Here is a 21,249-nt window from a genome sequence, read left to right as displayed (position 1 = left end):
AAAAGATTCATAAAAATCAGAAATGCCAGAATTGTGATATTTTACAATATTTTATGAAAATACACGGAGGTCTTTCCGGCTCGTTTCACATGTATATACCGCAGACTGCTTTCACACCCGGCAAAAGCCCAGCCCCAGGGACCTATATAAATAAAGTCGGGCCTGTTCACCACCTATCGGCCTAATTGGATTTTCCGGTTTCGCCACACAAGCGCCGGTTTTCTTGTAACATATTTATGCCGGATTTCAGACATAGGCCCTTAATTTCTCGGGCAAGCAGGTTAGTCTCTAAAGATGAATGTTTGACGTTTTTGCCGAAAACCGGCATTTAGCGTCTTCAGCTGTTCACCTGCAGGGCGCAAACCGCTTAATATTTGCAGCACCGCTTCATTGAGCGATTGAAAGGACCGGACCGGTTACAAATGCATCTTGGGCCCTTCCATAACCATCATCGATCGCAAATCGACCTCGGAAATGAACCTCCCCTTCGTTCCTATGAGGCAGGGCAAGGTTTGCCGGACCGTCGGCAAGTCTCTTTCAGGTGGTTGACCGGAACTGTTCTGACCGGCGTGACATCACTGGTTTTGATGGGCGGCGCCCTTACGGCCGCATTGGACGGTCAATACAGTGTTGCGGCCACACCGTCATTTGAACTTGGCGCGAACGGGTATCTCGAAACTGGTGGCCGTGGGTCGAAAGGTGACCGGGTGCTCCGATCCGCCACCGAGTACTCCAACAAACAGGTGCTTGATGTAAATGTGGTGACCCGCGTTGGGGAACGCGAAAATATCCGGGTGCAACCACATATTTTCGTAAGTGCCAGCCTCGCGACACGGTCCGATCCGGATCTCGCCCAACTCATCCCCGATTTCAATCCGATGGCGATGTTTGCAGACAATCAGGATTTGAACGAAGAAGGCGGGGTGCCCGGAGCTGAAACGTTACTCTTGGCCGACTCCAGCTATGGGGCAAAACTTGAAAGTGAAGTCAGCATCAGCCTGACCGCATTCCCATCACAAAGTCGCTCGATTGCCTTGGACGCAACGCCCACTGAAACCGAGATTGAACTTTCCGTGCGCGAAATCGCAAGGACAATGTCGATCGACACGGTTGAGATGGCCGCAAAGACACTGGTTGATCCGGGCCGATTTGACTTCAACCTTGCGCTTCAGCCCGATCTTGAACGGTTCGCCGTGCGCATCACACCGGAGAACGTCTCCTTCGTCTCAAAACGAGAGGAAGAAATCCGGTTTGCCGGCATGGATGAAAAAATCATCCCGTTGAACTCGGGCCAAAACATTGCTGATCTGTTGCTGGATCACGAGGCCACTGAAACGGAAGCAGCCATCATCAATGATGCATTCCGAGATGTTTTCGGCTTTACAGAAATCGAGGATGGTCAACGGCTGCGGATCGCGTATGCACCGGATCCGGAAAACCTGGAACGGATGCGTCCGGAACGGATCAGCCTTTACACCGATACCGAACACCAGGCGACTGTGGCCCGCTCCGACAGTGGATCCTATATCGAAGCCAAAGAACCCGACACGTTTTTGGCGAACGCCTTTGAAGAAGCCGACCGTATTTCCTATGGCGGCCCGACGCCGGCAATTTACGACAGCCTCTACCAGACGGCCCTCGAACAGGAAATGCCGGAAGCAATCATCGACGATCTCATCCGGATGTTCTCCTTTGATGTCGATTTCAATGCCCGCGTCCAGCCTGGTGACGCACTAGAGCTGTTCTTTACGGAAAGCGAAGCCGGCGGCCCTCCGAAGATCCTTTATGCATCTTTGAAAACCGGAAATACCAGCCGCGAATTTTACCGCTACCGGACACCGGATGACAATGTGATCGACTTTTATGACGACTCTGGCCAGAGCGCGAAGAAGTTCCTAATCCGGAAACCGTTGAACGGTGGCAAATTCAGGTCCGGCTTCGGAATGCGCCGCCACCCGATCCACAGATATACCAAGATGCACCGTGGTGTGGACTGGGCAGCCCCACGTGGCACCCCGATTTTCGCAGCTGGCAATGGAACAATAAAGAAATCTGGTTGGAGCTCCGGATACGGGCGGCGTATCGAGCTGCAGCATACGAACGGCTATGTAACCACATACAGCCACTTAACCGGTTTCGCGAAAGGGATACGAGAGGGGGCCAGGGTCAACCAGGGCACCGTTATTGGATATGTCGGCTCCACTGGCCTGTCGACCGGTCCGCACCTGCACTACGAAGTTCTCGTCAACGGCCGCTTTATGGACCCAATGCGGATCAAGCTGCCTAAGGGGCGGACCTTGGACGGCGAACTGCGCACAACCTTCGAGGCGGAACGCTACCGGATTGACACCTTGCTCGACAGAGCCCGCAAGCCTTCCCGGATCGCATCATTGAATTAATACGGCCTTCTTAAAAAGCTGGGTTCGGATAAATGAAAAAGCCCGCGGAGCAGCTGCTTCGCGGGCTTTATCTTACCTCAAGCTGCGCTTCGGTTATGCAGCCTGGCTGTCAGCTCCTGCCAACTGAAACAGCAGGCGGTCCGTACCGGCGGACACATTCACTGTTTGCCCATCCAGTACATCACCGGCGAGAAGCTTTTCCGCCAATGGATCCTGGACATCTTTTTGGATCACCCGCTTCAGCGGGCGCGCACCATAAGCGGGATCGTACCCTTTTTGAGCCAACCAGCCGAGGGCTCCATCGTCCAGATTGAGTGTAATCTTCCTGTCAGTCAGAAGACCGCGCAAGCGCTCAAGCTGAATTTTGACGATCGCCGACATCTGGGACCGCTGCAGCCGATGGAAGAGAACAATCTCATCAAGCCGGTTCAGGAACTCCGGACGGAAATGCCCGCGCACCACAGACATCACTTCAGTGCGAACCGCATCGCTGTCTTCGCCTTCAGGCTGATTAACCAGGAACTCTGATCCGAGGTTCGAGGTCATGATGATCAGCGTGTTCCTGAAATCCACAGTCCGGCCCTGACCATCAGTCAAGCGACCATCATCAAGGACCTGGAGGAGCACGTTGAAGACATCGGAGTGCGCTTTTTCGATCTCATCAAAGAGCACGACCTGATAGGGGCGCCGCCGAACCGCTTCGGTGAGGGCACCACCTTCCTCGTATCCGACGTATCCGGGAGGGGCACCGATCAACCGGGCAACAGAGTGTTTCTCCATGTATTCCGACATATCAATGCGCACCATTGCGCTGTCATCGTCGAACAGAAAGCTGGCCAGAGCCTTGGTGAGTTCGGTTTTGCCAACCCCGGTAGGTCCAAGGAACATGAACGACCCGATTGGCCGGTTCGGATCCTGAAGGCCGGCCCGCGCCCGCCGCACAGCGGTCGACACTGCATGTATCGCTTCACTCTGACCAATTACACGGCCAGCGAGAACGTCTTCCATCCGGAGCAGCTTTTCACGCTCGCCTTCAAGCATCTTGTCGACCGGAATACCCGTCCATTTGGATACGACCTGGGCGATGTGTGATGGGGTGACCGCCTCATCGACCATTGCGTCACCGTCCTCGAACGCTTCTGCGTCAGCCAGTTTGCGTTCAAGATCCGGGACAACCCCGTAAGCCAGCTCTCCGGCCTTCGCCAAATCACCTTGACGCTGTGCAATCTCCAGATCGATCCTGGCTTGTTCCAACTGCTCCTTGATCTTCTGCTCAAGGTTCAGTTTTTCCTTTTCGCCAAGCCAGCGGCTGGTCAAGGTCTGGGATTGCTCTTCCAGATCGGTCAGTTCTCTTTCAAGTTTCCCTAGACGGTCTTGGGCAGCTTCGTCGCTTTCTGTCTTGAGGGCTTCCCGTTCGATCTTGAGCTGGATAATCCGCCGGTCCAATTCGTCGAGTTCTTCCGGTTTGGAATCCACCTGCATGCGCAAGCGGCTTGCCGCCTCATCGACAAGATCAATTGCCTTGTCCGGCAAGAACCGATCTGTGATGTAACGGTTAGACAGAGACGCCGCCGAAACGATTGCCGAGTCGGTGATGCGCACACCGTGGTGCAATTCATACTTCTCCTTGATACCGCGCAGGATCGAAACCGTGTCCTCCACGGTCGGCTCTGTCACGAAAACCGGCTGGAAACGGCGGGCAAGCGCTGCATCCTTTTCAACGTGTTTGCGGTATTCATCGAGCGTCGTGGCCCCGACACAGTGCAGCTCTCCGCGGGCGAGCGCAGGTTTCAGGAGGTTTGATGCATCCATAGCACCATCCGCCTTACCGGCACCCACAAGCGTGTGCATCTCGTCGATGAAGAGAACAATGCCACCCGCTGCGGCCTCAACCTCAGACAAGACGGACTTCAAACGCTCCTCAAACTCGCCGCGGTACTTCGCACCGGCGATCAGAGCGCCCATGTCGAGTGCCAGCAGCTGCTTGTCCTTCAAGGACTCAGGAACATCGCCGTTGACGATCCGGAGCGCCAAACCTTCAGCAATCGCGGTTTTGCCGACGCCCGGCTCACCAATCAAAACGGGGTTGTTTTTCGTCCGCCGTGACAAGACCTGCATTGTGCGGCGGATTTCCTCGTCCCGGCCAATTACCGGATCAAGTTTTCCGTCCCGTGCCACCTCAGTCAGGTCCCGGGCATATTTTTTCAAAGCTTCATACTGGTTTTCAGCCGTCGCACTGTCAGCCGTACGGCCTTGCCGCAACTGATTGACAGCCTCGTTCAAGGCATTCGGTGTGATGCCGTGACGCTTGAACAACTTGCCAGCTTCGCTGTCTGCATCCATGGCCAGGGCCAGCAACAAGCGCTCAACAGTCACGAAACTGTCGCCAGCTTTGTCAGCTATCTTTTCCGCCTGATCGAACAGCCGCGCGGTCGCCTGGTGCATGTAAAGCTGACCAGTGCCACCAGAGACTTTCGGCATTTTGTCGAGAATGCCTTCAAGATCGCCCTTGAGCGCCTTCGCATCTCCGCCAGCCCGGCTGATCAAACCGCTCGCCATACCTTCCGGATCATCCAGAAGGACTTTCAGAACATGTTCTGGAGTAAACTGCTGGTGGCCACGGCCCAATGCAAATGTCTGAGCGGATTGAACGAATCCGCGGGCCCGTTCAGTGTATTTTTCAAAGTTCATGTGCAATCCCCTTCCCGTCCACACCACCCGAAGCGTGGGGAACGTTTTTGAGTTTCAGACCCCTTAGCGGGCATCTGCGCAGCCTCGTAAAGCACTGCCTACTCAATATAGTGTTGCATTTTCACCACAAAAGACCCTTGCACCAATTTACCGCCCGATTGCCGGGCAAAATAAAAACGGCGCCCGTATGGGCGCCGTTTTCTTATCGTTGAGAGCTTGTTTGACGCTGGCGTCATTCACCAGCCGCAGCCGTTTCGGAAGGTGTATCTTCCGTTGCTTTGGTACGGCGTGTCCGGGTCGTCCGGCGGCGCGGCTTGGGTTGCTCTTCGCCCTCATCCGCAGCTTCAGGACCGTCAGCACCAGCTTGTGCTTCACTTTCGGATCCAGCTTCTGATGCAGCTTTGCGCGGGGACCGGGCCCTTGGTGTCCGGGTCTTACGGCGCGGCTTCTCTTCAGCTTCGCCAGATTCGTCAGACGACTGAGCTGCCCCGTTCACCTGACCTTCCTGGTCAATCACCGGCATGTTGTCGATAAACGGCTGCGGAGCATCCCCATCAACAACGGTGTTGTCTGCGGTTGGCTTTGACGGCTGGTCACTGCCTTGAGATCCGCCAGAGCCATTTACGGCTGCCTGATCCTGATTGTCATCCGCCTCATTACGCGCAGTGTGCTGCGTGTTCTGCTGCGGCGGCTGTGCAGCCGCTACAATACGGAGATAATGCTCAGCATGCTGATTGTAATTCTCGGACATCACCCGGTCGCCCGATGCCTGTGCATCGCGGGCAAGCTGCTGGTACTTCTCCGCGACATGCATCGCTGTGCCGCGGATTTTCACATCAGGACCGTTGGATTCATAAGTCCGGGTTAGCGGATTAGGTCCCTTACGGCCCCGTCCGCGCATACGCTTATTGCTTTGATTTCCTGGTCTCATCCTGCCGTTTTCTCTTAAGGAACGGCGGTCAGCCCATGGCCGACCAAACATCGGAATATCTTTAAACCGATACGAAATACGCGCCGAAACCAACCCGTGATGGCCTGCAGCTGCCAATGAAAAGTCAGACGCTGGGAGCCCGGCTAAAGCCAGTGCCCATGTCTTTTTCTCCGACAGTCCAAAAACCGGTTTGCCCGATTGACAACTACATTCACTGCGCAAGTCAGCACATATTGTGAAGTTGCCGGATGCGTGTGCCCCGCTTAAACGCTTATCACATCTCCGGTCTCGGCAAGCAGAACGTACCCCGTTCCGCTACGATTTCCAAGTGCTTTTTCACAGCAAGATTAAATCATGATCATTAAACCCGGCGGGCTGTTGCAACCCGGTCACGCCTGCCAAGATCCTGAATGATATCAATTGCCTCAAAGCCATGATGACGCAGCTGGTTTTTCAACTCTTCGCCCTGATCACGGCCTATTTCCAAAGCTATTCGCCCACCCGGCACCAAAACGGAAGCCGCCTGCGAAACGATCTGCCGATAGCCTTCCAGACCGTCGGCACCGCCATCCAAGGCAAGAATCGGATCGTGCTGCAGAACTTCCTTGGAGAGTTCGCGCAAGACTGGCGTGCGGATATAAGGGGGATTGCTTATCACCCAGTCAAATCCGTGCTGAAGCGCGGCAGCATAATCGCTGCGAACGGGAAGAAAGCGCGCGCCAACCCCATGATTTTCGGCATTGCTTACTGCACAGCCCAGCGCATCTTCGGAGATGTCGACCGCAACCATGACCGCTTTTTGCAACTCGGCAAGCAGGGTCACGGCAATGGCCCCGGTTCCCGTCCCAATGTCACACATTGTCAGAGGCCGAGTTGGATCGCAGTCTTTTAGAACAGTTTCAATCAGTGTTTCCGTGTCCGGACGCGGCTCAAGGGTTGCATGATTTAGCCGGAAGGTCCGGCCGTAGAACTCACGCTCTCCAAGTATCCGGCCAACCGGTTTTCCGTTCAACCGCTGCGCTGCGTACTCCAACGCGATACCAGCTGCTGCATCCGGGACTTCGCCGCTTTCTCTGAGCAACAACTCGGAGACAGAAATCCGCAAAGCGGCGCTAACCAAGAGTTTCGCATCCAGCTCAGGTGTTTCCAGTTTACCGGTACGGAACTGATCGCGAATCTGCCGATAAAGCGCTCCGGTATTCATAAACTGCCCTCTTGAATCAGGCTTCTTCCGACGCCAAAAGATTCGCCTGATAATCCAGGATCAAGGCTTCGATCACTTCATCGAGGCTTTCTCCGGCGATGATCTGATCAAGCTTATAGAGCGTCAATCCGATCCGGTGATCGGTGACCCGGCCTTGCGGGAAGTTGTAGGTGCGGATGCGCTCTGACCGATCCCCGGACCCAACTTGCAAACGGCGCGCCTCGGTGCGCTCGCTCGCAGCCCGCTCACGCTCTTCGTCATAAATCCGGGCGCGCAGAAGCTGCATTGCCCGCGCCTTGTTCTTGTGTTGCGAACGTTCGTCCTGAACCGCAACTACGATCCCGGTTGGGATGTGCGTTATCCGGACTGCAGAATCCGTCGTATTGACGTGCTGGCCGCCCGCACCGGAAGCCCGGAAAGTATCGATCCGTAAATCGCTATCCTGAACGTCGATATCAACGTTTTCCGCTTGAGGAAGAACCGCAACAGTAGCAGCAGAGGTGTGAATCCGCCCGCCGGATTCGGTCGCAGGCACACGTTGAACGCGGTGAACCCCAGATTCGAATTTCAGCCGGGCAAAAACATTCTCGCCGGAAACGGAAGCAATGACTTCCTTGAAGCCGCCAACCTCACCTTCACTGGCGGAGAGAATTTCAACTTTCCATCCGCGCAATTCGGCATAGCGCTGATACATGCGGAAAAGATCACCGGCAAAAAGCGCGGCCTCATCACCACCGGTACCGGCACGGACTTCCAGGATCGCATCGTTGGTATCGGCTTCGTCCTTGGGAAGTAAACCGATGCGCACATCCTGGGTCAAACGCTCAACGTTCTCGGAGAGCTCGTCGCGTTCGAGTTCCGCAAGCTCCCGCATCTCGGGGTCGGTGGCCGGATCTTCGATCAGATCCTCAGCGCCCTTCAGGTCTTCCTCTGCCTTGACCAAAGCCCGGATTTTCAAAACCAACGGCTCAAGCCCGGCATATTCACGGGACAGTTTGACATAAGATGCCGGGTCCGGATTGGCGGACATCATATGCTCAAGTTCGGCAAACCGATCGAGCAGGTTATCGAGTTTATGACGCGCCAGCATACGCGCTGTGTCTCCTGATTTCCCAAAATGGGGTGGCTAGGTTCGGCAAGCTGCTAAAGCGCAACATCCATTTCTTCGGCAAAGCGGGTCAAAAATGCCCGAATATCGCTATCACGATGCCCAGGCTCCATTCTTGACAGCAGCCGCGCGCTCAATCTGCCGGCATCCAAGGTCCGAAGCATGGCTTTGACAGGCCCAAGGGATGCGGGCGACATCGACAAGTTTCGATATCCGAGCCCGATCAGTGCCATGGCCGCCAGCGGATTACCAGCCATTTCGCCGCACAGTGTCACCGGTACATGTGCTTTATCTGCCGCATCCACAATTTGTTTCAAGGCCCTCAAGAACGGAGGGCTCAAGGGATCAAAACGATCCGCAACGCGGGTGTTGCCGCGGTCCACCGCGCAAAAGAACTGGAACAGATCGTTGGAGCCAACGGAAATGAAGTCCACATGGCCCAGCAGTTCCTCAAGCTGGAACAGAAGGGATGGCACTTCCACCATCACTCCAAGACGGATGGTTTCCGGCACCGGGTGTCCGTGACGGCGCAGGTGTTTCAGTTCTTTCTCGACCAAACCGCGGGCTTGGAGAAATTCATCGACTTCCACAACCATTGGAAACATCAGCTTCAGATCACGGCCGGCTGCCGCGTGCAGCAGCGCCCGGATCTGCGTGCGCAGTAGGCCTGGCCGGTCGAGGCCAAGCCGCAGGGCGCGCCAGCCCATGGCCGGGTTTTCCTCCAAGATGGAACGGAGATACGGAAGAACCTTGTCGCCGCCAATATCGAGCGATCGGAACGTGACTGGTTTGCCGCCGGACGCATCCAGAATTTGCGTATATTGAGCTTGCTGATCGCGCATCCTGGGAAACGACGAAGCAACCATGAACTGGAGTTCTGTGCGAAACAGCCCAATCCCGGCAGCACCGGCCTCTTCCAGATGCGGCAGATCCACCAGAAGGCCCGCATTCATTTGAAGGGCGACTTCAACGCCGTCTTTGGTGACCGACGGTTTGTTTCGCAACCGCCGGTATTGAGCCTGACGCCGGGCGCGGAAGCGGACCTTCTCTGCATACGCATTTTCAAGATCAGCGGCCGGGCGCAGATGAACCTCACCTGTGTCCCCATCAACGATGATTGCATCACCGCCGTCAGCGAGGCTAACAATATCATCGACCAAACCGACAGCTGGAATGCCGAGCGCTCTTGCGACAATTGTCACGTGGCTGGTTGGACCACCCTCTTCAAGAACGAGGCCCCGGATCCGGTCGCGGCCGTAATCCAGAAGCTCGGCGGCGCCCATGTTCCGGCCGATAATGATGGCATCCTGCGGCAGCTCGTCGATCCCGGGGCCGTGCTCACGGCCCATCAATTCACGGATCAGCCGATGCGCAAGATCATCAAGATCATGTAGGCGCTCGCGAAGGTACGGGTCCGTCTGCCGCAACATCCGGGCGCGCGTGTCGCTCTGCACTTTTTCAACGGCGGCTTCCGCCGTCAGGCCGTTTTTGATCGCTTCTTCAATCTTCCGGATCCATCCGCGGTCGTATGCAAACATGCGATAGGCTTCGAGCACTTCCCGGTGCTCGCCGGTTGCCGCGATTTCGCCGCTGGCCAAAAGGTCGTCAATCGATAACCTCAGACGGTTTATTGCACCGTCAAGCCGTTGCTTTTCCTTGTCCGAATCTTCTGAGATGAGATTGGTGACAACAACTCTCGGCTCATGAAGAACAACGTGCCCCAAGCCGACACCTTCGGCCAAACCAACGCCTGACGAGGCGATCGGCCGGGACATATCCAACCCGGTCGCCTTCTGTGAAATCGCCTCAAGCTCTCCAGCCGCGACCATCTCCGCGATCACCATGGCCGTGGTCTGAAGGGCTTCTACCTCGTCTTCGAGATATGTGCGGTGGGACTGATTCTGGACAACGAGAACGCCGAGCGTCCGCCCTGCCCGCAAGATCGGCACACCCAGGAAGGAATTGTAAGCCTCTTCCCCCGTTTCAGGCAGATAGGCAAAGCCGGGGTGCGCACTTGCATTTGGGAGATTGAGGGGACGGGCCTCTGCCGCAATCAGACCAACCAGGCCTTCCCCAACGCGCAATGAAGCATTGTGGACAGCTTCGCGCTTCAGGCCCTCGGTAGCGTAGAGCTCAAGAACCCCATCAGCGCGCAGAATATAAACGGAACACACTTCGGCGACGACGTTCGACGCGATCAGAACAACGATCTTGTCGAGACGCTCCTGCGCCTTGATGGGCTCCGCCATGACTTCCCGGAGCCGGCGAAGCAATAGGCGCGGTCCTGCTAGGTTGCTTCGCATTCCGCCCCCGAGTAATCCCGCTAAGCAAAAATCCGATCTCGACTACGCCAAGACCAGACTCACAGATTCTTATCCGTCCAACCCGTATAGCGAATGGAGAGTCCGGACTGCAAGTTCCGCATAGGCGGAATCAATGAGAACGGAAATCTTGATTTCCGAGGTTGTGATCGCACGAATGTTGATGCCCTTGCTCGCCAAACCGCTAAAGCACTGGGCAGCGACACCAGCGTGTGACCGCATCCCAATGCCGATGACGGACACTTTCACGACGTCAGCTGCGCCTTCGAGGTTCTGGAAGCCGATCTCATCGCGATTGTCTTCCAATACTTTTTTCGCCCGGGCGAAATCCGCCTCAGGAACAGTAAACGTGATGTCGGTCGTCTTGCCATCTGGAGAGATGTTCTGAACGATCATGTCCACGTTGATGCTGGCATCCGCCAACGGACCGAAAACGGATTGAGCGACCCCCGGCTTGTCCGCCACGTCACGGATAGAGATCTGAGCTTCGTCCTTGGCATATGCAATGCCGGTGACAACCTGCTGTTCCACGAGTTCATCCTCGTCGCAAATAAGAGTACCTACCGGAAGGCCGTCCTGGCCAGTCTGCGGCGCATCCGGGTCATCAAAGCTTGACCGGACAAAAGTGCGAACACCATGCACCATCGCCATTTCAACGGACCGCACCTGGAGAACCTTCGCTCCAAGAGACGCCATTTCGAGCATTTCTTCAAACGAAACACGATCAAGGCGTTGTGCCTGCGGAACGATTCGTGGGTCGGTCGTGTAGACCCCGTCAACATCTGTATAGATATCACACCGGTCAGCTTTAATGGCTGCTGCTATCGCAACCGCGCTGGTGTCAGAGCCGCCCCGGCCAAGTGTCGAAATCCGATTGTCCGGCGAAATGCCCTGAAAGCCAGCGAGAACAGCCACCTGCCCTTGCTCAAGCCGCTCGGTCAAAAACGCGCCATCAATCTCACGAATGCGGGCGGCACCGTGATTTTCGTCCGTCTTGATCGGCACCTGCCATCCCTGCCAGGAGCGTGCATTCACTCCCATGTCCTGCAGGACAATGGCCAGGAGGCCGGATGTTACCTGTTCGCCTGAAGCAACGACCGCGTCATACTCGCGGGCATCATGCAGCGGTGAAGCGTCACGGCAGAACTGAACCAGCTTGTTGGTCTGCCCGGACATTGCTGACACAACAACAGCAACCTGGTGACCTGCGTCCACTTCCCGTTTGACGTGGCGCGCGACATTGCGGATGCGATCGAGGTCAGCAACCGATGTCCCGCCAAATTTTAAAACCAGTCGGGCCATACCACTCGTATTCTAGTTATGACTTCCCGGGGCGCCGCTCGCGCCTGTTGGATCGGCGGACATGCATACAGGGTGCGTCGCGATGCTGCAACAGGTTGGCTTGACAAATAGGCTGCGACCTTGGAACCACAGAGAATACTTTTGAGATGTACGGAGTGGCGCTCTTCGGCACTCTGATGAAGGGTCTTCATATGACAAGTACGGCACAAAAAACCAATGGAACGATCGACAGTGATGAAGTTGCCCGGTTTTCAGCGTTGGCCGATCAATGGTGGGATCCGACCGGCAAATTCAAACCACTGCACAAATTCAACCCGGTACGGCTGTCCTACATCAAACAGGAGGTCTGCCGCCAATTCGACCGAGATCCAAACTCACCGGACGCGTTTAAGGGCCTGAGGTTTCTGGACATCGGATGCGGCGGAGGTCTGTTGAGCGAACCCATGGCCCGGCTCGGTGCCGATGTCGTCGGCGCAGACGCGTCTGAAACCAACATAGAGGTTGCCAAACTCCACATGCAATCATCGGGCTTGGACATCGATTACCGCGCTGAAACAGCGGAAGCATTGGCCGAGGCCGGGGAAAAATTCGACGTCGTTCTGAATATGGAAGTCGTTGAACACGTCGCCGATGTCCCGCTTTTCCTCAACGCGACGAGCCAGATGGTCCGCCCAGGTGGCCTCATGTTTGTTGCGACAATCAACCGGACTATGAAGGCTTATGCTCTGGCGATTGTGGGGGCGGAATACGTTTTGCGTTGGTTGCCGAAGGGCACGCATTCCTACGAAAAACTGGTCAAACCGTCCGAAATCGAGTCTCCTCTCAATGCGGCAGGTTTGACCATCATCGACCGGTCCGGTGTTAGTTTTAACCCAATCACCGACACCTGGGCCCGTTCACGCGACATGGATGTCAATTACATGCTGCTCGCCGAACGGCCCAAGGCGTCCTGATGTGTGACCCAATTCTGTTTGTCCCGGGTCTTCTGTGCACCGAAGCCCTGTACGCACCACAAATTGTTGCGTTTGCGGACCGCCCGATCATGGTTGCCAATCACCGCGAGCATGACAGGATTGAAGCGATCGCGGCCGACATCTTGAAACATGCGCCCGAGCGGTTCTCTCTGATTGGCCTGTCCATGGGCGGTTACATCGCCATGGAAATCATGCGCGAGGCACCGGAGCAGGTCAGCAAGCTCGCACTGCTGGATACGAACGCGCGTGCCGACACTCCGGAACAGACAGAACGGCGCGAGTTCCTGATCAAACTGGCCAGGGAACGGAGCTTTGAGAAGGTTCCTGAACTGCTCTTTCCCGGTTTTGTCCATGAGAGGCGGCAGGACGACCACGATCTCAAACAAATCGTTGTCGAGATGGCATCAGACACTGGTCCAGAAGCCTTTGTGCGCCAGCAAACAGCGCTGATCCATCGACCAGATGCACGGCCACGGCTTCATGAGATATCCTGTCCGTCGCTCGTTTTGGTCGGAGATGGGGACACACTGACCCCGCCTGAGCTTGCGCATGAGATACATTCGCTCATTCCGGAAAGCGAACTCGCCGTTATCGAAGGTAGCGGACATCTTTCCACGTTGGAAAAACCGGATGAAGTGACCGGCGCACTGCGCAGCTTCTTAAAAAATACCTGAGAACCAGTTCTGGCCTTTGCTCAGTGTCCAAAATGCCGCAGTGAAAAATTGACCTGCATCAAAGTTAGGCCGCATATCTGCCGTAAGGTCAAGGAACGTCACGGCGCTGCCCACACTGCAGTGTCCACGAACCGGAACTGACGCCGGCTTAGAGAAATTGCCCCGCCGGCGTTCGCGGAACAGCCATTCTCAAGCGGAGGGTCCAATGCCAACCAAACGGAATACCACAAGTTTCGACTTCACCGGCATGATGCCGGAATGGCCCATGCCTGCATTTTCCAATTGGGCTTTTGCCGAACGTGAAGACCGTATGGAAGCCAAGGCCGTCGCCAGTTTCCAGAAAATGGGAGAAACCATGTGGACACATGCCGGAAAGGCCTTCGAAGGCCATATGGATTTTGTAAACCACCGGCTTCATGAGGATTTTGAATGTGCGAAATCACTGAGCCAGTGCACGGCACCAGAGGAAACCTTTGCCACGCTGCAGGCTTTTTATTCAAAAATGACCAGCGAGTATCAGGCACACTTTGAGAAGCAAGCCACTTTGATGCGTGAGAGCTTCACCGAGAACGCTGCGGCCGCTGAAGAGTTGAACGAAACAGCGATGGAGACCGTGAGCGAACTCAGCAAGGCGGTCGAAGAAAGCATGCAGGAGGTTGAGAAACCGAAGGCACGCCGGAAAACAGCTGCAACATTATAAAACTGAGGTTTCGGAGAGGTTCAGCGCAACAGCGGCCTCTCCGGTTCTGAGGACCGCCGAGTTTCGCGGCAGATGGCCCTGTCAATTTTTTTCGTCAGGCAGCTCAGGCAGAGGAAGAACAGAAATTCCTTCGTCGATGAGGTCCATCGCTTCCTTAGGTGATGTTTCACCGTAAATGTTGCGTTCTTCGGATTCGCCGTAATGGATTTTCCGCGCCTCCGAGGCGAATTTCGTACCAACGTTTTCCGAGTTTTCGGTCATTTTCGCCCGAACGAGCCGCAAAGCTTCCACGATCTCCTTCTGACGAACGTCGTTGGGCAAAAGTGCAGACACTTGGGATTTGCCGCTTTCTGGTTTTGCCGGGGCCGGTTCTGGAGCCGATTGTGTCTCGATTACATCTGCGCTTGGCATCTGCGGAACCACCATGGCGTCCTTTTTCCGCGACGTTGACACAGCAGGCGCCATCAAACCCTTCTTGATATCTGTGCTGTTGCAAACCGGGCATGTCACAAGGCCGCGGCCGCATTGCACTTCGAAGTCTTCCGAATTACGGAACCAGCCTTCAAACGTATGCGGTGTATCGCAAACAAGCGTGTATTTGATCACGCAGGTATCTCCTTCAAGCCATCGGCAATACGAGACGTGAATGCCCGCTCGTTTGTGATGGCGGGAATACGCGTTCGTGCCTTGGCGACATTCTCAGTCTCAACTTCTGCGACAACGAATCCCGGCTCGTCATGATCCAGCTCTGCAATAACCTCTCCCCAGGGATCGGCCATCAGACTGTGCCCGTAGGTCTCACGGCCGTCTTCGTGGACACCGCCTTGGGCCGCGGAGATCATGTAGGCGCCGTTTTCGATTGCGCGGGCGCGCTGTAGCACATGCCAGTGCGCTTCACCAGTCTGCCGGGTGAAAGCTGCCGGTGCAGTCAGGATCTCAGCACCGCGCCGTGCTTGTTCCCGAAAGACGGCTGGGAAGCGGACATCGTAACACACAGCCATGCCGACACGCCCAAAGGGCGCGTCCGTCAGTATCGCTTCCTGACCCGGGTCATAAGTTGCCGACTCCCGCCAGCTCTCGCCATTCGGCAGATCCACATCGAACATGTGTATCTTGTCATAGGACGCTTGAATTGCGCCATCTGTGCCAATGAAATAAGCCCGGTTGGCGACTTTGCCGCTGTCTTTCAGGACCGCCAAAGATCCGAGATGAAGAGACACATTAAGCTCCGAAGCCACAGTTTGCGCCATCTTCAAGAACGGATCGGCAGAACCAGACCCGATCCGTGCCATCAACTCATCGCGGCTGCGGACCAGAACATTCGACATTTCAGGTGTCTGAATGTAGATCGCTCCAGCTTCGGCTGCTTGCCGGATCAGCTCCTCAGCAACGCTTGCATTTTGCTCAATGGACTTACCGCTGCGTAGCTGAATACACGCCGCTTTGAAGGTGGCCATTCGTTCATCCTCAAAAGGAAATCAGTCACTGCTCCTTTGAAGTCAGGAAGCCAGCAACTGGTCCAGTTTGCCTGCACGTTCCAGGTCATGCAAATCATCGCACCCACCAACGTGTTTTGATCCGATAAAGATTTGCGGGAATGTGGCCCGGCCATTGGCCTTCTGGACCATCTCCTGGCGCAGTTTTGGGTCAAAGGTGGCGTCATGCTCGGTGAACGAAACACCCTTCTTTTCCAGAAGGCGCTTCGCGGCCGTACAGAACCCGCAGAGTTGCCGTGTGTAAATCGTGACGTCGGACATTCCTGATTTCCTTTTCTCGCACAGTAGATCGTCTCCATAGTGCGCAATGGAAGTTGCTTGCAGCGGTATATGCGTTTGATAGCCCGAAAACTCAAGAATTTCGGGCGGCTTGCTTAATCTGAACGGTCAACGTCTTCGTGATTGGCAGGGTCTGCCAAGGCAAAAGTCAGGACGTCAACGGTGCCAGCACCTGCGGATTTCAGCACTTTGGTACACGCGCTGACTGTCGACCCGGTCGTGTAAACATCGTCGACAAGAACCACACGTCGCCCAGCGAGCTTTTGCAGTTGATCGCCCGACACTTGAAAGGCCCGCCGCACGTTACGTATGCGTTCTTTGGCGGGCAGCCCGACTTGCTGCTGCGTCCGTTTCGTCCGTTTCAGCACGAACGGTGCATACTCTGCACCTGAGATATCCGCGGCGACGCGCGCAAGATCCGCAGCTTGATTAAACCGGCGCTGCCAAAGGCGCGTCCAATGAAGTGGAACCGGTATGACCAGGCTATCACCCAGAAATTCATTGCCTGAACGCGCCATCCATATGCCCATGGCTTCTGCCAGCTCTCTACGCCGTGCAAACTTTAACGCCAAAACCAAATCCTTTGCCGGCCCTGAGTAGAAAGCAACCGCTCGCAAACGATCGAACTCTGGCGGGTCGGCAATGGCTCGCGGGCTCAGTGCGTTCTCGCCGACATCATGTGTAAACGGTGTTCCCATCCTCTGACACCACGGCCGTTCTAAAAACCGGATTTGCCGCCAACAGGTGCCGCACAAACCCAGACCACTGGCCACACCTCGATCGCAACAAGGGCAGCGCCTCGGCAAAAGGGCATTCAGGAGGTATTCTCCTACTGCCATCACAGGCAAAGTCACAACGGTTTTGACGGTCATGGACACCTCACTCAATCAAAAATTGAGCATAATGCACTAAGCTACACAAGATGGAGACTAGCCCCAGACCTGCCGATGGTTTTGACGCATCTTGGCAATTGACCTATGTCGACGGAGAGAAAGCACAAGAAGGCGAAATCCGTGACCGCGCAACCCGAATTGTTTGACCGCGAATTGCTGAGGATGAGACGCAGAACCGCTCTGGTGAATGCAAACCCCGGTTCCGACTTTTTGTTGAAGGCGGTCGCCGAAGATCTCGGCGAGCGGCTGTCTGCGATCACACGGACCTTCGAAACGGCGATTGATCTGGGCGGACACTGCGGTCATGTCGAGGCACTGCTTCAAGCAACCGGAAAGGTTAAAACGCTATATAGGGCTGACCTCTGGCAACCGGACCCGCAGCTGACCGCTCCGGCATTTGTAGCAGATGATGCCGTGCTTCCTTTGAAGGATCAGTCGGTGGATCTCATCGTGTCAGCGCTTTCACTTCAGTTCGTCAATGATCTGCCTGGCACCCTCATTCAGATCCGAAGAGCATTGCGGCCCGATGGATTGTTTCTGGCGACACTCGCCGGTGCCGGCACGCTGACGGAATTGCGTGATTGCCTGACCCGTGCGGAACTGGAGCTCAAGGGCGGAGCAGCAGCCCGTGTGCTGCCTTTTGCAGATACCAGAGATTTGGGCGGCCTTATGCAGCGTGCCGGTTTTGCCTTGCCAGTGACTGACATGGATCCTCTGACCGTCCGCTACAATTCCATGTTTGATTTGATGGCTGACTTGAAGGCGATGGGAGCGATAAACATCCTGAGAGAGCGCAGTAGAACACCTCTACCTAAGACGGTGTTTTTGAGGGCTGCTGAGTTGTATTCCCAGGACTATGCAGACTCAGATGGGCGGGTCCGCGCAACCTTCAACATGGTCACATTGCTCGGATGGGCACCGCATTCAAGCCAGCAAAAGCCGCTCAAACCAGGGTCAGCCCAAACCCGGTTGGCAGATGCTTTGGGGACAGAGGAAGTTGGGTTGAAACAGGATTGAAAATCAGGAATTCACCGGTTTTAGTTTTGCGCGGCTTCGTTTGCTCCCGTCAGCATTACATTGGAAATAACTTGGAAAATGTCATCCCGGACCGTTTCTCCAATGCTACCAACAGTCAGAAGGATTGCGATACTAAGTGTTGCGACAAGCAGGCCATACTCAACCATTGTTGCACCGCTACGATCATGGATTAGCCGGGTGAACTGGTTGACTAGGAACTGCTTGGTCACTGAATACATTTCGCTAATCCCAAAAATTCACCGGTACTAGACTGCGTCCATAATATGCGGGATCAAAGGTTCATCCGCTGCTGGCATCGGATAATCCCGCAGCCTCAGGGCACGAACCCACTTGAGCGCCTGATTTTCCCGGCCGCGGGGAGTACCTTCCCATCTTCGGCATATGTAAAGTGGCATGAGAAGATGAAAGTCCTCATAAGCGTGGCTCGCGAAAGTCAAAGGGGCAAGACACGCTTCGTTAACCTCGATGCCGAGTTCTTCGCCGAGCTCACGGATCAAAGTCTCCTCTGGGCGCTCACCAGTTTCCACCTTTCCGCCCGGAAACTCCCACAAACCCGCCATCGATTTACCTTCAGGACGCTGCGCAATCAGGATACGTCCATCAACGTCGACAAGCGCACAAGCAGCAACAAGTACGATCTTGGTCATTGTTCTTTGTCCGATTTTGAAACAGTTCTGGCGGGAATTGATAAATCCGTCGCAAGTCAATTAATCGACGATCAACTTCTATAATCGCCGTTTATCTCTACATATTGCTTCGTCAGATCGCATGTCCAAACGATTGCTTCACCTGTTCCGATGCCGAGATCTACGCGGATCGGAATCGTTTCTTCTTTCATTACTGCGGAGGCAGCCTCTTCGCTGTAACCCGGGTCGCGCTCACCCTCCATGGCGACACGGACATCGCCAAACCAAATCGCCAGCCGGTCGCGATCGGCCGGTTCCCCTGCTTTGCCAACAGCCATAACAACCCGCCCCCAATTGGCGTCTTCACCAGCAACGGCGGTTTTCACGAGTGGGGAATTGGCAATCGAAAGGGCAATACGCTTTGCCGACTGGTCGCTCTCTGCGCCTTCAACAGAAATTTGAACAAACTTGCGCGCGCCTTCACCATCTTTGACGATTTGGTGCGCCAGATCTGTCATCACATCTGCGAGCGCTGCCCGGATCACGTCAGTCCTGGGGTCATCGATCTCGGAAACTGCTTCCACGCCCCGTTTTTCTGCGGCGCCGGTCGCAAAGAACAAAACGGTGTCAGAGGTCGATGTGTCACTGTCGACCGTAATCGCATTGAACGAAGTCTCGGTGTTTTGCCCGAGAATTGTCTGAAGGACACCAGGCGCTATGGGCGCATCAGTAAAAACAAATGACAGCATCGTCGCCATATCCGGCGCGATCATGCCCGCACCCTTGGCAATGCCGTTGATCGTCACGGTCTCGCCATCGAGCTCCACGGTAGCTGTCGCAAGTTTCGGATAGGTATCCGTTGTCATTATGGCCTTGGCCGCATCCAGCCAGCTTGCCTGTCCCTGCGCTGCCACCAAGTCATCTGCAACCCCTGCAAACTTTTCTGCTGGGAGCGGCTCCCCGATCACTCCGGTCGATGCCAGATATATTTCGTTCTCAGGACAGGACATAGCGCTGGAAACAATCTCAGCAGATCTGGCAACCGCGGCCTTACCCTTTTTTCCGGTGAACGCATTGGCATTTCCTGAATTGACCAAAAGTGCCCGGGCATGCCCTTCACTCAGGATCCCTTTGCACCAGTCAACTGGAGCGGATGAACATTTAGACTTCGTGAAAACGCCTGCAACTGCAGTCCCTTCAGACAGCGACGCGAGCAATACGTCCGTCCGGCCGGAATACTTGATACCAGCGCCAGCTGTCGCAAAAGTAACACCCTCGATGTCCGGCATATCCGGATAGGATTTAGGCGCAAGAGGTGAAACGGTTGTCGACATTGGATCGGCTCCAGACTGCGTAAAAAAGCTGTCGTTGTCCCTAGCCAGAGGCAAGCGGGTCTGCAAGCCTTTTCAGAAACACGCCATTGCAGGCAAACAATAACCCGGCGGCCTCGAGGCCACCGGGTGTTCCTCAATGACAGCTCTGTTTACTCAGCTGCTGGCTTCTCAGCGTCAGCGTTGGCGAGTTGCTCATCCAAGATCTCGACAGCATACTCGTCCTTCAGCTCAACCATACGGGCTTCGTAACGCTCCCGCGCAAGCTGCTGACGCAGGTTTGCCTCAACGGTATCCAAAGCAGGTTTTTCCTGCCGGCGCTTGTCTTCCACTTTGATGATGTGCCATCCGAATTGTGTTTCAACTGGCTCTTTGGTGAAGGAACCCGGCTCCAGAGCGAAGGCAGCCTCCTCAAATGGCGGCACCATTTGGCCTTTTGCGAAATAACCAAGATCACCACCGTTTGGCCCTGAAGGTCCTGTGGATTTTTCCTTGGCGAGCTCAGCGAAATCTGCACCGCCATCCAGTTCAGCAATCAGAGCCTCGGCCGCAGCCTTGTCCTCGACCAAAATATGACGGGCATTGATTTCTTCCGGGCCTTCAAACTCCGCGAATTCTTTGTCGTAGGCGGTCTTTACGTCAGCATCGGTAATGGAGGCATTGATCTTCTGGCCAAGGTAGGCATTACGCAGGGCGCGAAGTTCCAGAAATTCCAGCTGTTTCTTGAAATCAGGGTCCTGATCAAGTCCATCGTTCTTGGCGGCCAAAGCCAGCAGCTCCATATCAATCATGACGTCGAGCAGCAACTGGCGCCATTGTGCCGCCGGAAAACGTTGCAGCTCTTGACCCAAGTCCTGAGCGGCAAACGCAATATCGGCTTCCGTGATGACCGCATCGCCAACCTTGGCAACAACATCGTCCGGCTCGGCCGCCGACAAAGAAGCCGATCCGAGCGTCAGGGCCATGATGGAAACGGCAAGAGCCTTGATTGGCCTGCGCATCGAATTTCGGAGCATGAGAAAACCTTTACCTATGGGAACATATCTCTTTTATCCCTCTGAACTCGAGGGCTCGGGTACATTGCCTATTCCAGCAGCGTTGACAAGCATTCACCCCCCTCTTATCTCTCGGGCGGCCCTGCTGCGAGGCTGGGATGGCATCTTTTCGGCCACATGAGTTGGCCAACGCATTGCGCTACGTGTGCAACGTGTACAACAAATTGAGACGATTTCATGGGCAGGTGTCAGATTGCCAGTGACACCGACCGTAAAGGAAGGACCGC

At 55.3% G+C, this 21,249-nt stretch carries 19 protein-coding genes; 5 read left to right on the top strand and 14 right to left on the bottom strand.

The features are described 5' to 3' along the window. Window positions 1-545 precede the first annotated feature (545 nt). On the top strand, window positions 546-2,399 hold the full coding sequence (locus SADFL11_RS20280) for a peptidoglycan DD-metalloendopeptidase family protein (RefSeq protein ID WP_008196821.1): 1,854 nt from the start codon (window positions 546-548) through the stop codon (window positions 2,397-2,399). Between the two features lie 93 nt (window positions 2,400-2,492). Here the strand turns inward: SADFL11_RS20280 and clpB are convergent, their stop codons facing one another. The 6 genes from clpB to SADFL11_RS20250 form a co-directional block, all read right to left on the bottom strand. Further along, entirely contained in the window at window positions 2,493-5,090 is a 2,598-nt protein-coding gene (gene clpB / locus SADFL11_RS20275) for an ATP-dependent chaperone ClpB (RefSeq protein WP_008188875.1), read from the bottom strand. Between the two features lie 232 nt (window positions 5,091-5,322). Beyond that, complete coding sequence (locus tag SADFL11_RS25775; RefSeq protein ID WP_370735166.1) at window positions 5,323-5,991, bottom strand: DUF4167 domain-containing protein; 669 nt, start codon at window positions 5,989-5,991, stop codon at window positions 5,323-5,325. A 391-nt stretch (window positions 5,992-6,382) separates the two neighbouring features. After that, complete coding sequence (gene prmC, locus SADFL11_RS20265) at window positions 6,383-7,225, bottom strand: peptide chain release factor N(5)-glutamine methyltransferase (RefSeq protein ID WP_008196178.1); 843 nt, start codon at window positions 7,223-7,225, stop codon at window positions 6,383-6,385. A gap of 16 nt (window positions 7,226-7,241) precedes the next feature. Beyond that, entirely contained in the window at window positions 7,242-8,315 is a 1,074-nt protein-coding gene (prfA, locus tag SADFL11_RS20260) for a peptide chain release factor 1 (RefSeq protein ID WP_008196788.1), read from the bottom strand. Between the two features lie 53 nt (window positions 8,316-8,368). After that, a complete protein-coding gene (gene ptsP / locus SADFL11_RS20255; protein WP_040451050.1) occupies window positions 8,369-10,636 on the bottom strand; it encodes a phosphoenolpyruvate--protein phosphotransferase in 2,268 nt (755 codons plus the stop codon). A 69-nt stretch (window positions 10,637-10,705) separates the two neighbouring features. After that, on the bottom strand, window positions 10,706-11,956 hold the full coding sequence (locus tag SADFL11_RS20250) for an aspartate kinase (protein ID WP_008196107.1): 1,251 nt from the start codon (window positions 11,954-11,956) through the stop codon (window positions 10,706-10,708). Window positions 11,957-12,147: 191 nt separating this feature from the next. Between SADFL11_RS20250 and ubiG the strand changes: the two genes are divergently transcribed. From ubiG to SADFL11_RS20235, 3 genes are all read left to right on the top strand, one after another. Further along, the gene (gene ubiG / locus SADFL11_RS20245) at window positions 12,148-12,909 is read left to right on the top strand and encodes a bifunctional 2-polyprenyl-6-hydroxyphenol methylase/3-demethylubiquinol 3-O-methyltransferase UbiG (protein WP_040452575.1); all 762 of its coding nucleotides are present in this window, start codon (window positions 12,148-12,150) and stop codon (window positions 12,907-12,909) included. Next, window positions 12,909-13,604: an alpha/beta fold hydrolase gene (locus SADFL11_RS20240; protein ID WP_008192389.1), complete on the top strand. Its 696-nt coding sequence runs from the start codon at window positions 12,909-12,911 to the stop codon at window positions 13,602-13,604. Before ubiG ends, SADFL11_RS20240 begins: the two co-directional genes overlap by 1 nt. 205 nt (window positions 13,605-13,809) lie before the next feature. After that, window positions 13,810-14,304: a phasin family protein gene (locus SADFL11_RS20235; protein ID WP_040451051.1), complete on the top strand. Its 495-nt coding sequence runs from the start codon at window positions 13,810-13,812 to the stop codon at window positions 14,302-14,304. 81 nt (window positions 14,305-14,385) lie between these two features. Here the strand turns inward: SADFL11_RS20235 and SADFL11_RS20230 are convergent, their stop codons facing one another. The 4 genes from SADFL11_RS20230 to SADFL11_RS20215 form a co-directional block, all read right to left on the bottom strand. Beyond that, window positions 14,386-14,910, bottom strand: coding sequence for a DUF1178 family protein (locus SADFL11_RS20230; RefSeq protein ID WP_008193593.1), 525 nt, complete (start codon window positions 14,908-14,910; stop codon window positions 14,386-14,388). Beyond that, complete coding sequence (locus tag SADFL11_RS20225; protein WP_008193828.1) at window positions 14,907-15,761, bottom strand: carbon-nitrogen hydrolase family protein; 855 nt, start codon at window positions 15,759-15,761, stop codon at window positions 14,907-14,909. Before SADFL11_RS20225 ends, SADFL11_RS20230 begins: the two co-directional genes overlap by 4 nt. A gap of 42 nt (window positions 15,762-15,803) precedes the next feature. Further along, window positions 15,804-16,061 carry a glutaredoxin 3 gene (grxC, locus tag SADFL11_RS20220; protein WP_008195292.1) on the bottom strand — a complete coding sequence of 86 codons (258 nt, stop codon included), beginning with the start codon at window positions 16,059-16,061 and terminating at the stop codon, window positions 15,804-15,806. A 113-nt stretch (window positions 16,062-16,174) separates the two neighbouring features. Beyond that, entirely contained in the window at window positions 16,175-16,918 is a 744-nt protein-coding gene (locus SADFL11_RS20215; protein ID WP_228198293.1) for a ComF family protein, read from the bottom strand. Between the two features lie 216 nt (window positions 16,919-17,134). On the opposite strand from SADFL11_RS20215, the gene SADFL11_RS20210 reads away from it, so the two are divergent. Then, window positions 17,135-17,989, top strand: coding sequence for a class I SAM-dependent methyltransferase (locus tag SADFL11_RS20210; protein ID WP_008190934.1), 855 nt, complete (start codon window positions 17,135-17,137; stop codon window positions 17,987-17,989). A gap of 20 nt (window positions 17,990-18,009) precedes the next feature. On the opposite strand, the gene SADFL11_RS20205 is transcribed toward SADFL11_RS20210, so the two are convergent. The 4 genes from SADFL11_RS20205 to SADFL11_RS20190 all read right to left on the bottom strand — a co-directional run bounded on the left by SADFL11_RS20205 (window position 18,010) and on the right by SADFL11_RS20190 (window position 20,983). After that, entirely contained in the window at window positions 18,010-18,228 is a 219-nt protein-coding gene (locus SADFL11_RS20205; protein WP_008193098.1) for a Flp family type IVb pilin, read from the bottom strand. Window positions 18,229-18,255: 27 nt separating this feature from the next. Then, window positions 18,256-18,657, bottom strand: coding sequence for a (deoxy)nucleoside triphosphate pyrophosphohydrolase (locus SADFL11_RS20200; RefSeq protein WP_040451053.1), 402 nt, complete (start codon window positions 18,655-18,657; stop codon window positions 18,256-18,258). Between the two features lie 71 nt (window positions 18,658-18,728). Further along, a complete protein-coding gene (gene argJ / locus SADFL11_RS20195; protein WP_040451054.1) occupies window positions 18,729-19,970 on the bottom strand; it encodes a bifunctional glutamate N-acetyltransferase/amino-acid acetyltransferase ArgJ in 1,242 nt (413 codons plus the stop codon). A 149-nt stretch (window positions 19,971-20,119) separates the two neighbouring features. Then, window positions 20,120-20,983: a peptidylprolyl isomerase gene (locus SADFL11_RS20190; protein WP_040451055.1), complete on the bottom strand. Its 864-nt coding sequence runs from the start codon at window positions 20,981-20,983 to the stop codon at window positions 20,120-20,122. Between the last annotated feature and the right edge of the window lie 266 nt (window positions 20,984-21,249).

It is taken from the genome of Roseibium alexandrii DFL-11 (assembly GCF_000158095.2).
Classification (GTDB): domain Bacteria; phylum Pseudomonadota; class Alphaproteobacteria; order Rhizobiales; family Stappiaceae; genus Roseibium; species Roseibium alexandrii.
The sequence above is the reverse complement of the archived record's forward strand: the minus strand, read 5'-3'. Positions and strand labels throughout refer to the sequence as shown.

Coding starts and splice junctions, on each gene's coding strand:
- clpB (WP_008188875.1), bottom strand. CDS start 5,090: ATGAACTTTGAAAAATACACTGAACGGGCCCGCGGATTCGTTCAATCC.
- SADFL11_RS25775 (WP_370735166.1), bottom strand. CDS start 5,991: ATGCGCGGACGGGGCCGTAAGGGACCTAATCCGCTAACCCGGACTTAT.
- prmC (WP_008196178.1), bottom strand. CDS start 7,225: ATGAATACCGGAGCGCTTTATCGGCAGATTCGCGATCAGTTCCGTACC.
- prfA (WP_008196788.1), bottom strand. CDS start 8,315: ATGCTGGCGCGTCATAAACTCGATAACCTGCTCGATCGGTTTGCCGAA.
- ptsP (WP_040451050.1), bottom strand. CDS start 10,636: ATGCGAAGCAACCTAGCAGGACCGCGCCTATTGCTTCGCCGGCTCCGG.
- SADFL11_RS20250 (WP_008196107.1), bottom strand. CDS start 11,956: ATGGCCCGACTGGTTTTAAAATTTGGCGGGACATCGGTTGCTGACCTC.
- ubiG (WP_040452575.1), top strand. CDS start 12,148: ATGACAAGTACGGCACAAAAAACCAATGGAACGATCGACAGTGATGAA.
- SADFL11_RS20240 (WP_008192389.1), top strand. CDS start 12,909: ATGTGTGACCCAATTCTGTTTGTCCCGGGTCTTCTGTGCACCGAAGCC.
- SADFL11_RS20235 (WP_040451051.1), top strand. CDS start 13,810: ATGCCAACCAAACGGAATACCACAAGTTTCGACTTCACCGGCATGATG.
- SADFL11_RS20225 (WP_008193828.1), bottom strand. CDS start 15,761: ATGGCCACCTTCAAAGCGGCGTGTATTCAGCTACGCAGCGGTAAGTCC.
- grxC (WP_008195292.1), bottom strand. CDS start 16,061: ATGTCCGACGTCACGATTTACACACGGCAACTCTGCGGGTTCTGTACG.
- SADFL11_RS20215 (WP_228198293.1), bottom strand. CDS start 16,918: ATGGCAGTAGGAGAATACCTCCTGAATGCCCTTTTGCCGAGGCGCTGC.
- SADFL11_RS20210 (WP_008190934.1), top strand. CDS start 17,135: ATGAGACGCAGAACCGCTCTGGTGAATGCAAACCCCGGTTCCGACTTT.
- SADFL11_RS20205 (WP_008193098.1), bottom strand. CDS start 18,228: ATGTATTCAGTGACCAAGCAGTTCCTAGTCAACCAGTTCACCCGGCTA.
- SADFL11_RS20200 (WP_040451053.1), bottom strand. CDS start 18,657: ATGACCAAGATCGTACTTGTTGCTGCTTGTGCGCTTGTCGACGTTGAT.
- argJ (WP_040451054.1), bottom strand. CDS start 19,970: ATGTCGACAACCGTTTCACCTCTTGCGCCTAAATCCTATCCGGATATG.
- SADFL11_RS20190 (WP_040451055.1), bottom strand. CDS start 20,983: ATGCTCCGAAATTCGATGCGCAGGCCAATCAAGGCTCTTGCCGTTTCC.